The 12,921-nt window shown below is 69.4% G+C and carries 13 protein-coding genes; 7 read left to right on the top strand and 6 right to left on the bottom strand.

The genetic code is table 11. The features are described from left to right. Nucleotides 1-3: 3 nt before the first annotated feature. The 6 genes from OG758_RS02480 to OG758_RS02455 form a co-directional block, all read right to left on the bottom strand. Nucleotides 4-2,031 (bottom strand): beta-galactosidase, encoded by a 2,028-nt coding sequence (locus OG758_RS02480; RefSeq protein WP_326708376.1) that lies wholly within the window; start codon nt 2,029-2,031, stop codon nt 4-6. Then, nucleotides 2,028-2,744 carry a hypothetical protein gene (locus tag OG758_RS02475; RefSeq protein ID WP_326708375.1) on the bottom strand — a complete coding sequence of 239 codons (717 nt, stop codon included), beginning with the start codon at nt 2,742-2,744 and terminating at the stop codon, nt 2,028-2,030. The genes OG758_RS02480 and OG758_RS02475 overlap by 4 nt, the downstream gene beginning before the upstream one ends. Beyond that, nucleotides 2,741-4,243: a GH39 family glycosyl hydrolase gene (locus OG758_RS02470; RefSeq protein WP_326708374.1), complete on the bottom strand. Its 1,503-nt coding sequence runs from the start codon at nt 4,241-4,243 to the stop codon at nt 2,741-2,743. The genes OG758_RS02475 and OG758_RS02470 overlap by 4 nt, the downstream gene beginning before the upstream one ends. Next, entirely contained in the window at nt 4,240-5,895 is a 1,656-nt protein-coding gene (locus OG758_RS02465; protein WP_326708373.1) for an ABC transporter substrate-binding protein, read from the bottom strand. Before OG758_RS02465 ends, OG758_RS02470 begins: the two co-directional genes overlap by 4 nt. A 64-nt stretch (nt 5,896-5,959) precedes the next feature. After that, a complete protein-coding gene (locus OG758_RS02460; RefSeq protein ID WP_405656254.1) occupies nt 5,960-6,871 on the bottom strand; it encodes a carbohydrate ABC transporter permease in 912 nt (303 codons plus the stop codon). Further along, the gene (locus tag OG758_RS02455; protein WP_326708372.1) at nt 6,865-7,851 is read right to left on the bottom strand and encodes an ABC transporter permease; all 987 of its coding nucleotides are present in this window, start codon (nt 7,849-7,851) and stop codon (nt 6,865-6,867) included. The genes OG758_RS02460 and OG758_RS02455 overlap by 7 nt, the downstream gene beginning before the upstream one ends. A gap of 174 nt (nt 7,852-8,025) precedes the next feature. On the opposite strand from OG758_RS02455, the gene OG758_RS02450 reads away from it, so the two are divergent. The 7 genes from OG758_RS02450 (at nt 8,026) to OG758_RS02420 (ending at nt 12,893) form a co-directional block, all read left to right on the top strand. After that, on the top strand, nt 8,026-9,024 hold the full coding sequence (locus OG758_RS02450) for an acetylxylan esterase (protein ID WP_326708371.1): 999 nt from the start codon (nt 8,026-8,028) through the stop codon (nt 9,022-9,024). 132 nt (nt 9,025-9,156) lie between these two features. Beyond that, nucleotides 9,157-10,215: a LacI family DNA-binding transcriptional regulator gene (locus OG758_RS02445; protein WP_326708370.1), complete on the top strand. Its 1,059-nt coding sequence runs from the start codon at nt 9,157-9,159 to the stop codon at nt 10,213-10,215. Nucleotides 10,216-10,340: 125 nt separating this feature from the next. Then, nucleotides 10,341-10,553, top strand: a complete 213-nt coding sequence (locus OG758_RS02440; RefSeq protein ID WP_326708369.1) for a hypothetical protein — start codon at nt 10,341-10,343, stop codon at nt 10,551-10,553. A gap of 27 nt (nt 10,554-10,580) precedes the next feature. Next, nucleotides 10,581-10,886 carry a hypothetical protein gene (locus tag OG758_RS02435; protein ID WP_326708368.1) on the top strand — a complete coding sequence of 102 codons (306 nt, stop codon included), beginning with the start codon at nt 10,581-10,583 and terminating at the stop codon, nt 10,884-10,886. A 161-nt stretch (nt 10,887-11,047) separates the two neighbouring features. Continuing rightward, complete coding sequence (locus OG758_RS02430) at nt 11,048-11,374, top strand: glycoside hydrolase family 3 C-terminal domain-containing protein (RefSeq protein WP_326708367.1); 327 nt, start codon at nt 11,048-11,050, stop codon at nt 11,372-11,374. Next, nucleotides 11,371-11,730 carry a fibronectin type III-like domain-contianing protein gene (locus OG758_RS02425; protein WP_326708366.1) on the top strand — a complete coding sequence of 120 codons (360 nt, stop codon included), beginning with the start codon at nt 11,371-11,373 and terminating at the stop codon, nt 11,728-11,730. The genes OG758_RS02430 and OG758_RS02425 overlap by 4 nt, the downstream gene beginning before the upstream one ends. A gap of 71 nt (nt 11,731-11,801) precedes the next feature. Beyond that, nucleotides 11,802-12,893 carry an endo-1,4-beta-xylanase gene (locus OG758_RS02420; protein ID WP_326708365.1) on the top strand — a complete coding sequence of 364 codons (1,092 nt, stop codon included), beginning with the start codon at nt 11,802-11,804 and terminating at the stop codon, nt 12,891-12,893. Nucleotides 12,894-12,921: the final 28 nt, after the last annotated feature.

Genomic DNA, 12,921 nt, shown 5'->3' with positions numbered 1-12,921 from the left:
GGCTCACGCGAGGCGCAGTACACACACGCCCAGCGGGTCCAGCGCGAGGGGCTCGCCGGGCGCGTACTCCTTGCCCGTCAGGAGATCCGTCGCCGACTCGTGGACCGTCAACTCCGCTTCTACGGAACCATGGTTGAGAAGGAACAACAGGCGCGTCCCGTCGGGAGTGACGCGGGTCGCCGATTCCACGTCGGCCACCTCGGCGTACGGACCGATGAGGCCGTGCCGGGACAGCACCTGGCGCACCACCCGGTCCGTACCCGCGTCATCGAGCTGCGTTGCCACGTACCAGCCCTCGCCACCGCGCTCCCCGAAACGGTTTCGGGTGACGGCGGGCGTTCCGGCGTAGAAGTCGGTGGTGTAGGTGGCGACGGGCTCGGCGCCCTGCGGCACGACGAGCTCGAAGACCAGCCGGGCCGGTGAGCGCAGGTCGCCGAAGTCGACCGGGTTCGTCCACTCAGCCGCCCGGGAGTCCCACTCGTCGACCCGGACGCCCATCAGCGGCCCGAGCGGGCCCGGCACATCCGTGAGGAAGGCGCGGTCGTGCTCGTCACCGCGCCCGGACAGGTAGGTCGTCACTACGGTGCCGCCTCGCTCCGCCACCGCCTCCAGACGCGCGGCCAGGTCTCCCTTCACCAGGTGCAGCAGGGGTGCGAGGACCACGTCGTACGCCGACAGGTCCGCCGTCACGGGGACGACGTCGACGTCCGCGCCCGCCGTGCGCGCGGCCCGGTAGTAGGAGTGCACGACATCCTGGTAGCGCACCAGCCGCGACGGGCCGTCCGACATCTCCAGCGCCCACCAGCTGTCCCAGTCGAAGAGCAGAGCGGTCCGGGCGGGCGTCCGGGCGCCCAGCGTCACCCCGCCCGCCCGGCCCAGCTCCTGTCCCAGTTGCGCCACGTCCCGGAAGACGCGGGTGTCGTCGCGGCCCGCGTGGCCGATGACCGCCCCGTGGTACTTCTCGCACGCCCCGCGCGACGCCCGCATCTGGAAGTACAGGACCGCGTCCGCGCCGTGCGCCACCGCCTGCCAGCTCGCGAGCCGCAACTCGCCGGGCCTGCGCAGCGGATTGACGTCGCGGCAGGCTGTGGTGGACGGCGTCTGCTCCATCAGCCAGAACGGGGCGCCGCCCTTCAGGCTGCGCATTAGGTCGTGCGCGAGGGCCGGCCAGGTCGGCGGCGCGTCCAGCGGCGGATAGCTGTCCCACGACGCGAAGTCGAGATGCGGGGCCCAGCGGTGATAGTCCAACGGCCGGTACATCCCCATGAAGTTGGTGGTCACGGGGGTGTGCGGACTGTGGGCGCGCACGGCCTCCTTCTCGGCGACGAAGCAGCCGAGCAGCGCGTCCGTGGTGAACCGGTGGTAGTCGAGCGTGATGCCCTGGAAAGCGGTGTGGTCCGGGCCGCGCCAGTGCTCGGTGAGGGCGCTGGGCGGCTCGATCTCGGACCAGTCCGTGTAGCGGTGCGACCAGAAGGTCGTCCACCACGCGTCGTTGAGGGCGTCCAGCGAGCCGTACTTCTCGCGCAGCCAGCCGCGGAACGCCTCCGCGCACAGACCGCAGTAACAGGCACCGCCGTACTCGTTGTTGATGTGCCAGGCGAGCAGCGCCGGATGGTCCGCGTACCGCTCGGCGATCCGTCCCGCCAGCGTTGTGGACAGGCGGCGGTATGCCGGTGAACTCGGGCAGAAGTTGTGCCTCTGCCCGTAGCCGTGCCGGCGGCCCTCGAAGTCGGTGCGGTTCACCTCCGGGTGGGCCTTCGCGAGCCAGGGCGGCAGCGCGGCGGTGCCGGTGGCCAGGACGATGCGGCGCCCTGCGGCCGCGGCCCGGTCCAGGATCCGGTCGAGGACCGTGAAGTCGTAGGTGTCCGGCGCGGGTTGGAGCAGTGACCAGGCGAACACGCCCACCGTCAGCGTGTCGATCCCGGCTTTGCCGAACAGGCGGTGGTCAGCGTCCCAGACCTCCTCGGGCCACTGCTCGGGGTTGTAGTCACCGCCGTAGGGGATGGCGGTGGTGGCGGGCACGCCGTTCATGCGGTGAAGTCCTCCTGGGTCTCGGTGATGATCGGGCGGCTGGTGTGCAGCAGCGACAGGAGCAGTGCCGGAGCGAGGAGCAGGGGCAGCGCCTCGGTCCACCACAAGGTGGCCGCGGTCGCGACGACGAGCAGACTGGCGGCGCCGAGTGTTGCCCGGCCGTGCCGCAGCAGGAAGTACCCGGCGAGCCGCGCCGTGTCGACGGCCCGGAACGTGAACAGGGACGTGAGCACCAGCGCGTGAGCGCCCCAGAGGAGCGCGCCCACGCCGATGACCCCGAGCAGTACCGCCCACCAGCCGGGCAGTCCGGTCGAGGCGAAGTGGGTGAGGCCGTACGCGATGACGGTCAGCCAGGCGAGCAGCGGAACCCACATCCGTAACGCGGCGGCCGAGTTGAGGCGCAGCCCTCGCAGATAGGCGCGGGCCGGACGCAGTTCCGTCAGGTCGCGGCTGCGGTGGTGCAGGGCGTACAGGGCGGCGGACAGGGCCGGGCCGAGCGGCGCGAGGCACAGCGCCGCCAGCGGCAGGTTCGCCGGGTCCGCACCGAGGAACAGGAGCCCGAGCAGGCTGGGCGCCAGCGTGAGCAGCAGCAGGCCCTCGACGGTCAGAAGCGTGTGGATGAGGGCGCAGGCCCGCGACAGCGGTCCGTCACCGAAGACGCGGGAGGCGCGCGGCACGTCCGCTGCGGGGGAGCCGGCCTGTGTGGCGCTCATCCGGAACCCCCGCCCCCGAGAATCCGGCTCTCGTCCCACCAGTCGGGAGACTCCTCGATCACCGGGCTGAGCTCGACCAGAGTCACCTCGTGCCGCTGGAGTGTGAGGTCGACGTCCACCCTGAACTCCTCGATGGGCAGCCGGAGATGGGACCTGCCCGGTTCCGCAGCGTCGTGCAGCATGTCGAGCTGGTGCGGGCGTGGTGAGCGCGGGCTGCCCATCCGGCGCCACGCGGTGTACGCGTTGCCGCGCTCCTCGTCGACGCTGGAGCGACGGAGGAAGACCGTGCCGCGCTCGGTGTCGCCGACCGGGACGGACAGCCGCAGCGTGTGCAGGTCTGTCCCGGGCGGCGCCCACGCCAGGACCGTGATCCGCCCGTCAGGGTGGCGGGTGACGAGATGGTCGTCACCACGGGCCAGCACTTCACGGCCCATGCGGGCCATGAACGCGTACAGGTGGTACGTGGGCTTCCTGACCTGGCGGTGCGTCAGGAGCCCGAAACCGCCGTGGAACAGCGCCGTCGGAACTCCCACCTCCTCGAACATGTCGCTGAACGTCCAGTATGAGAAGGAGTCCACCAGATCCCCGCCGGCCGCCAGGACCGGGGCCAGGTACGCGGCGTGAAGGGCCGTGTCGTGGACGGGGTTGTCGGGTCGGTAGGAGGAGTTGAACTCCGTGATGTGGACCGGGAGTTCGGCCAGTGATGTGCCCTTCAGCTCGCGCCGCGGGGCCCCGAACTGCTCCAGCAGCCGCTCGGCCGGGGCCAGCGTCTGGTACGTCCCGAACGGCACCGGCTGCGCGGGCCCCGAGGTGTACGCGTGGCGTGACACGAAGTCGACCGGCAGATCCCGCCGCTCCACGAACTCCGCGAACCGCCCGAGCCAGCCCTCGTCCGCGCCGGGCGACACGGCGGGCCCGCCGACCTGGAGCGAGGCGTCGACGTCCTTCACCGCATGCGCCGTCACCTCGTAGAGACGGTGGTACGCCGCCTGGTCGGCGCCCTCCCAGAAGTCCGGCAGATCCGGCTCGTTCCACACCTCGACGGGCCAGTCGCGCACCTCCTCCAGGCCGTAACGGTCCACGAGGTGGGTCAGTGTCGCGCGCACCAGGTCCGCCCATTCCCGGTGTGAGGAGGGCGGTGTCACATTCCCCTGCCACCAGAAGACGGTCTGCCCGCCCGACGCCAACTCGCCCGGCATGAAACCGAGTTCGAGGAAGGGGCGGATACCGAGCTCCAGGCAGGCGTCGACGACCTGATCGACGTAGGTGAACGAATGATGCACCCGCCGGGCGCCCTGCCACTCGTACGGCCGGTACACGCCCATCCCGTCGCTGAACAGGCCGTGGCCGCGGATGTGCCGGAAGCCGATCTCCTTCTGGAGCAGAGCCAGGGAGTCCTGGTAGTCGCGCCGCAGGGCGAGCTCCAGGCGGCCCGTGCCGACGCACGCCCGCCACGCCTCGGAGAGCACGCCCTGCTGCTCGGCCGGGACGCGGATCATCCGTTCTCCTTCTTGTACCGCTCGTAGGCCTTGTTGTGCAGATCCACGAGTTGTTGCATGTTCTTGGCCTTGAGCTCGGCGACGTAGTCGTCCCATTCGGACAGCGGCCGCTTGCCGAGAGCGAACTTGAGGGTGTTCTGGTTCACGTGGTCCGTGAGCGGCGTCTCCCAGAGCGAGGCCTGCTCCTGCTCCGCGGACCGCAGTGGGTGTGCCGGGGCGATCGGCATCTGCTTTCGCAGGGCCATGACGTCCTGGAACTTCTTCTCGTCCGGGCTGAAGGACGAGGACACCAGCTCCCAGCTGCCGCCGTAGGTGAAGACGCCGTTGAAGAAGCCGTAGTCCTTCTGCAGATCCTTGGGGGCCTTGGGGTCGGAACCCATGAGGCTGATGCCGGGCTTCAGCTTGTACTGGCCGCCGGACTTCGTGTACGTGACGCCCTCGACACCCCACTTGCAGAACGCCTGGCCCTCGTCCGAGTAGAAGAGCCAGTCCGTGAACTGCATCAGCGCGACGAAGTTGTCGCTCTTGAGCGCCTTGCTGGAGATCATGAGACCGTTCTCCAGGCGGATGCCGTCGATCACGACCTCACCGGCCGGGCCGATCGGCACCGGAATCATCTCGATCTTCGCGCCCTTGACCTGCCGCTCCAGGTTGTAGCGGTACTTCTGCACCAGCTCCTGCGGGTTGGCGCTGATCGCGAAGGACTTCTCGGCCAGCAGCTTCTTCACCGCGTCGTCATCGGTCTGGGTGAAGCTCTCAGGGTCCATCAGCTTGTCGGCGACCAGCTTGCGCAGATACTCGATGACCTGGCGGAACTCGTCCCTCGCCCCGGTGAAGACGAACTTCTGCGCCTTCGTGTCGAAGGTGATGTTGTCGTACGTCCAGCCGGCCCGGACGCCGTACGCCTGCCCGAGATAGCTGAGGAGGGCGGCCGCCGGGAAGACCGTGTTGGTGCTCCAGCGGTCGGAGAGCGGGTAGCTGTCGGGGTACTCCGCCTTGATCGCCTTGAGGACGTCGTACACCTCGTCCCACGTCGACGGCAGGCTCACGCCGATCTTTTCGAGGACGTCGGTGCGGAAGGACAGCGAGTATCCGGACTTGGGCTTCTCGTGGAGCCCGGGCAGCAGGTAGTACTTGCCGTCGGACTGGCGGATGGAGTCCAGCTCGGGCTCCAGGTTCCACCGCTTCACCTTGTCCTGGAAGTTGGGCATCAGGTGCACGTACTCGCTCACCGGCAGGATCGCGCCCGACGACACGAACGCGACCTCGGAGGGGTGGTACGTCTTGGGGATCAGGAAGGGGGCGTCACCCGAGCCGATCAGCAGGCTGCGCTTCTTCTCGTAGTCGCTCAGCGGGACGTCGACGGGCTGCAGTGTGATGCCCGTGCGCTTGGTGACCTCCTTCCAGAACAGCCAGTTCTTCTTCAGCGGGTATGTGGGGTTGTCGTTGTGCAGGACAGCGAAGGACAGTGCCTTGGTCGCCTTGAACTGCTCGCCGGCGTCGTACTTCTTCATGGCGCCGTTCCGCTTCTTCGACAGGTCCTTGCTGTCGCCGCCGTCGTCACCGCTGCCGCAGCCGGTGAGTACGGCGAGTCCGGCGAACCCCGCCGCGGCGAGCAGCGACCTTCTCGACAGCTGGCCCGTGTTTGTCACGTGAACTCCCTTGTTTTACAAGTCTGTTGAGGTGTGATTGCGTTCGTGCGTGAAGCGGTCGCGCTCAGCCCTTGACCGCGCCGAGCATCACGCCCGAGACGAAGTACCGCTGAACGAAGGGGTAGACGACGAGGATCGGCAGTGCCGTGAGCACGATGGTCACGGACTGGATGTTCGCGGCGGCCTGGGTGAGCTGGTCGGCCGCGGCCCCCGCGTTGCCGCCCTCGGTGGCGCCCGCGATGAGGTTGCGCAGATAGACGGTGACCGGCATCAGATCGGCCCTGTCCATGTACAGGAACGCCGAGAACCATGAGTTCCAGAACGACACCGAGTAGAAGAGCACCATGGTCGCGATGACGGCCTTCGACAACGGCAGCACGATCCGCAGCAGCGTCCCGTACGTGCTCAGGCCGTCGATCTGCGCGGCCTCCTCGAGCTCCGCCGGCATGTTCTCGAAGAACGCCTTCATCACCAGGAGGTTGAAGACGCTGATGGCGTTCGGCAGGGCGATCGCCCAGATCGAGTTCTTCAGGCCGAGGCTGGTGATCAGCACGTAGTTGGGGATCAGACCGCCGGAGAAGAACATCGTGAAGACGGCGATGCCGACGAGGAACGTACGCCCGCGCAGGTCCTTCTTCGACAGGACGTACGCGTAGATCGTGGTGAGGGCCATGGCGACAGCGGTGGAGAGCACCGTATAGAGGACGGTGTTCCCGTAGCTGCGCCAGAACGTCCCGTCCTGGAAGACGATCTTGTACGTGGTGAGGTTGAAGCCCTTGGGCCACAGCGTCACCTCGCCCGCCCGGATCTGGCGCTCCCCGCTGAACGAGCGGGCGACGATGTTGATGATCGGGTAGAGCGTGACCACCACGACCAGCGTCAGGATCACGGCGTTGACGCCTTGGAAGACACGGTAGCCGCGGGTCGGGCTGGTCACGGTCGTCGCGGCGCGGGGCCCGGTCTCGATGCTTACCACAGGCTCGTCCCCACGGTCTTGCGCGACAGTCGGTTCGCGGACGTGATCAGCAGGAGGCCGATGACCGCCTCGAACAGGCCGATGGCGGCGGCATAGCTGAAGGAGTTCGACTCGACACCGGTGCGGTACAGATAGGTGGAGATGACGTCGGCCGTCGGGTACGTCAGCGGGTTGTAGAGCAGCAGGATCTTCTCGAAGCCGACCACCATGAACGTGCCGATGTTGAGGATCAGCAGCGTGACCATGGTGGGGCGGATGCCGGGGAGCGTCACGTGCCAGGTCTGCTGCCAGCGGTTCGCGCCGTCGATCCGGGCCGCCTCGTACAGGTCCTCGTCGATGGTGCTCAACGCGGCGAGATAGAGGATCGTGCCCCAGCCGGCCGTCTGCCAGACCTCGGAACCGACGTAGATCGTCCGGAACCAGCCGGGCTCCTGGATGAACCGGACCGGATCGTGGCCGAACGTCGTGAGCATGTGGTTGATCGGGCCGTCCGACGCCAGCATCTGCACCGTGATGCCCGCGACGATCACGATGGACAGGAAGTGTGGCAGGTACGAGATCGACTGCACGAACCGTTTCAGTGCGGTGCGCCGGACCTCGTTGAGCAGCAGGGCCAGCGCGATCGGCACCGGGAAGCAGAAGAGCAGCGTCAGCAGGCCCATCCAGAGCGTGTTCCGGAAGACCTGCCAGAACGACGGGTCGCTGAGGAACATCTGCACATAGCGCAGGCCCACCCACTCCTCGCCGAGGATCGAACCGCCCGGCTCGAAGCGGCGGAACGCAATCACGTTGCCGATCACCGGCAGATAGCGGAAGACCAGGAAGAACAGGATCGGCAGCACCGCAAGGGAGTACAGCTGCCAGTCGCGGCGCAGTGACCGGCGCCAGGAACGACGGCCGGACGGAAGCTTCTTGCCGGGCGGCGGGTCGGGCGGGGCGCCGGTGCGGGGCTGGCTGCCCGTCATGGTGGAGGAGCTCATGCAGGGCCTTTCGTCACACGGGCAGGCAGAAGTCATCACAAGGGCGAGGAAAGAGGTACCGAGAACTTTCAGGAATCTTCCGGTAACGTCGCCGCAACCTAAAGCCGCTCCCGACCCCTGTCAATGGGTGCTGCGTCAAAGGGAGTTGGCTCCGAGACCGGCTGTGAGGTGCCTGTGCCCGCCTTCGACCTGCCCCTGGACGAACTCCAGCGCCACCGACCCGAGCCCGACGAACCCGCCGACTTCGACGCGTTCTGGCAGGCCACACTGAAGTCCGCCACCCACCCCGAACCACTGATCCGCGTCCGCCCCGTCGACAGCGGCCTGCGGCTCGTCGAGAGCTGGGACGTCACCTTCCGCGGCTTCGCCGGCGACCCCGTCCGCGCCTGGTACACCCGGCCCGCGAACGGCGGCGAACTCATGCCCGCAGTCGTCGAGTTCGCGGGTTACGGCCGTGGCCGCGGCCTCCCGCACGAGCGCCTCACCTGGGCGAACGCCGGATACGCCCATCTGCTCATGGACAACCGTGGCCAGGGCGACCAGTACGGCAACGGCGGCGAGACCCCCGACCGGCACGCGGCCGCGGCCGGCGGCCCGGGACCCGCGGTGCGTGGACTGCTCGACCCGCACGACTACCATTACCGCCGCCTGATCACCGACGCGGTGTGTGCCGTCGCCGCGCTGCGAGACCTGCCAGGCGTCGACCGGGACCGGATCGCCGCGGTGGGCAACAGCCAGGGCGGGGGAGTAGCCCTCGCCGTCGCCGGACTTGTTCCCGATCTCGCCGCGGTCCTGGTCACGGCGCCGCTGCTGTGCGGTATCCGGCGCGGCCTCGACCTGACCGACGCAGGGCCCTACGGTGAGATCGCCGCCTACCTCGCCGTGCACCGGGGCGCGGAGGACGCCGCGTATCGCACGCTCGGCTACGTCGAGGGCATCTCGTTCGCCCGCCGCGCCCAGGCCCCGGCCCACTTCGGAGTCGGCCTGCGCGACCAGGTCTGCCCGCCCAGCGGTGCATACGCGGCGTACCACCGCTACGGCGAACTCACGGGCGCGGACGCCGTCCGGGAGATCCATGCCTACCCGTTCAACGGCCACGAGCACGGCGACGCCGTGCACGTACGTCGCCAAATGACCTGGCTGCGCCGGGTGCTGGGAGAAGGGGGCGCGTAGATTCAGGGCCAGGCGTTCGGGGGGTCGGACAAAAACCCGGCTTGACCGGCGCATGGTCGACGGCATGTCCTACGGTTTCCGGAAGACATCCGGAGATCTTTCAGGATGCAGAGGTCGATGGAGGTGGGGAACGTGGCCCGGGTTGGCGGCAGAGGCAAGGCAGCCACGCAGAGCCCGGACGGGCCGGCCAAGGTGACGATCACCGAGATCGCTCGGGAGGCGGGGGTGTCGGTCCCGACCGTCTCGAGGGTCGTCAACGGGCGCTCCGACGTATCGCCCGCCACCCGGGCGCGGGTCGAGGATCTGCTGCAGCGGCATGGGTATCAGCGGCGCCCGCCCGCGCCCGGCGACCGGGCGGCCCTGCTTGATCTGGTCTTCAACGACCTGGACAGCCCTTGGGCGGTGGAGATCATCCGGGGCGTCGAGGAGGTCGCGCACGAGGCGGGGGTGGGCACGGTGGTCTCCGCGATTCACGACCGGGCGGGTGCGGCCCGCCAGTGGATGACGAATTTGCGGGCCCGCGCGTCGGACGGGGTGATCCTCGTGACCTCGGTTCTCGAACCGGGGCTACACGACGAACTGCGGCGCCTGGGCGTGCCGTTGGTGGTCGTCGACCCGGCCGGTTCGCCGGCCACCGAGGCGCCGACCGTCGGTGCCACGAACTGGGCGGGCGGGATGGCTGCGACGGAGCACCTGCTGGGGCTCGGTCACCGCCGGATCGGGTTCATCGAGGGCCCGCCCCGGCTGCTGTGCTCGCGTGCCCGGCTCGACGGGTACCGGGCCGCGCTGGACGTGGCCGGTGTGCCGGTGGATGACGCGCTGATCGTGCCCGGCGACTTCTACCACGAGTCCGGATTCACCGGCTGCAACCAGCTGTTGGACCTGGCCCAGCCGCCCACCGCCATCTTCGCCTCCAGTGACCAGATGGCGCTCGGGGCGATCGAGGCACTGCGCCGGCGCGGGCTGCGGGTGCCGGAGGACATGAGTGTCCTCGGCTTCGACGACCTCCCGGAGGTGCGCTGGTCGGCTCCGCCGCTCACGACGGTCCGTCAACCGTTGGCGGAGATGGGCAAGCTGGCGGCCCGCTTCGTCCTCGACCTGGCCCGGTCCGTCGCACCGGCCTCGTCGCGGGTGGAGCTCGCGACGGAACTGGTGGTCAGGGCCAGTACGGGGGAGCCCCGGCAGGTCTGACGCGCTCGGCACCCATCGGGGGTGTCAATGGTCTTTTTCGTCAAGGCCGTTGACACCCCCGTCGTGTGTCCGTAACTTCCGAGGCCATTCACCGATAGTTTCGGTTCCCTTCCGGAAGGTGTGTCATGCCAGCCTCCGTATCCCTGCCCCACCGCCGAGCTTGGGACGCCGTCAGCGTGGCCGGCCTCGGCACCGTGCTGACGTCCCGCGGCGACTCGGCATCCGGCTGCAAGGACGGCTCGGGCCGGACCGTCGTCGAGTGGTGGCGCATCCGGATCGCCGAACCCGTCGGCAGTCGCTGCGTCGGCGCCGCGCACTCCACGCCCAACTGCCGGTGACCACCGTCATCCTGTGCGGCTTCATCCGTGATCCCCGACGAACGGGAGGAGGGTGGCCACGGCTGCCTGCCGTCCGGCTCCTTCTGGCGGATCCCGCCGCCGATGGCGCGGTCCGCGCTCGGCACGGTCTCCGTGCGCGCGGTCGTCGGCAGCCGGCGCAATTTCCTACTGCCGAAGCGCGTGTTCGGCGAACTCACCTGGTGGACGATTCCCCGCCAGGGTGGAGCAGTTCCAGGGCCGGCTACGTCTCCGGCCTGGTGGCGCGTCGGTGCGTACTGGGATCTCGCCATGGCGCCTGCGCTCGCCTCTGCGCGGTGGCCGAACGGAGGCTGACCGGCTGCATCGCCAAGGGCGCGACCAAGGGCTGACCGGCTACCGGCACACCACCGGGCCCGGCACAGGTGCGGCAGCGCCGTCGCCCGAACTCCATCTGCTCGTACCGCACTTGAGGAGATACATGGCTCACCCCTGGCAGGACGCCACCCTGCCCGCCCATGTCCAGCGGGCGGACGTACGCGCTGGGCCGCTGGGCGGACCGGGCCGCCGCCGTCGTGCAGGCCTTCTTCCCCGGACACGAGGGCGGCGGCGCCGTCGCCCTCCTGTCCGGGCGTGTCGAGCCGTCGGCCCGGCTGACGCTCGGCGTCCCGCGCACCCCCGGGTGGCCGGTCCGCCCCCTATCTCGCGCCGCGGCTGGGCCGCCACAGCGACCCCAGCAACGTGGACCCCACCGCTCTCTACCTGTGCGGGCACGGCCTGTCGTACACCACGTTCGCCTGGCACGCCGAGCAGTGCGACGCCCCCGAACTGCCCACCGACGGTGACACCCACCCTGCGTATCACCGTCCGCAACACCGGTCACCGCCCCGGCACCGAGGTCGTCCATCCCTACCTCCACGACCCGGTCGGCACGGCCGCGCGGCCGGAGATCCGGCTCGTCGGCCACACCCGGGTCCCGCTCGACGCGCGGGCGTCCGCGGAGGTCCACGCGACGTTCCCGGTCGACCCCGCCGCGTACACCGGCGCCGACGGCCGCCGAGTCGTCGAACCCGGAGCCCTCGAACTGCGCGTCGCCGCGTCCAGCGCCCACGCCCGCCACACCGTGCCGCTCCGCTCACCCTCACGGGGCCGGTGCGGGAGGTCGGGAACGAGCGGTGGATGCGGTGCGAGCCGCGCGTGAAGTGACGCGCGCGGTGCCGCGCGAAGCAAGGTCAACCACCCACCCCCGCCCTTCAGCTGAGGAGCCGCCCCATGCACACACCCGCACGCCGTACCGGAGCCAGAGCCGCTGTCTTCGCCGCGTCCACGGCCCTGCTGCTCGGTCTCGCCGCGGTCCCGGCCGCCCACGCGGACGACGCCCGGCACCGCGCCGCCACGCTCGACGACCTGGCCCAGCGGACCGGCCGCTACTTCGGCTCGGCCGTCGACAACCCCGAGCTCGACGACACCGCGTACGCCGACCTGCTGGGCAGCGAGTTCGGCGCCACCACCCCCGGCAACGGCATGAAGTGGTACGCCACCGAACCCCGGCGCGGCGTCTTCGACTTCACCGCCGGCGACGAGATCGTGGCGTACGCAAAGGCCCACCATCTGAAGGTGCGCGGCCACACCCTGCTGTGGCACAGCCAGCTGCCGAGCTGGCTGACGGACGGCACCTGGACCGCCGACGAACTGCGCTCGATCCTCAAGAACCACATCACGACCGAGGTGAAGCACTACAAGGGCAAGGTCTTCGCCTGGGACGTCGCCAACGAGATCATGAACGAGGACGGCACGTACCGGGAGAACATCTTCTACAAGACGCTCGGCCCCGGCTACATCGCCGACGCCCTGCGCTGGGCGCACGCCGCCGACCCCAAGGTCAAGCTGTACCTCAACGACTACAACGTCGAGGGGCTCGGCGCGAAGTCTGACGCCTACTACGCGCTGATCAAGCAGCTCAAGGCGGATCGCGTCCCGATCGACGGCTTCGGCATGCAGGCCCACCTCGCCCTGCAGTACGGCTTCCCGAGCGACATGCGGGGGAACATCCAGCGTTTCGCCGACCTGGGCCTCGACGTCGCGATCACAGAGCTCGACATCCGCATGATCCTGCCCGCCGACACGGCCAAGCTGACCCAACAAGCCGACTGGTACGCCCAGGTCACCGACGCCTGCCTGGCCGTGCGGCGCTGTGTCGGCATCACGCTGTGGGGCTACTCCGACCGGCACTCGTGGATCCCGTCGGTCTTCCCCGGCCAGGGAGCGGCGCTGCCCTGGGACGAGAACCTACAGCGCAAGCCCGCGTACGACGCGATCGCCGGCGCGCTCGCGGCCGCCGCGAGCTCGGCGACCGGACACTGACCGCCGGGTGACGACCGGGACGCTTGCC

The organism is Streptomyces sp. NBC_01474 (genome assembly GCF_035918215.1).
Lineage (GTDB): Bacteria > Actinomycetota > Actinomycetes > Streptomycetales > Streptomycetaceae > Streptomyces > Streptomyces aureus.
The sequence above is the reverse complement of the archived record's forward strand: the minus strand, read 5'-3'. Positions and strand labels throughout refer to the sequence as shown.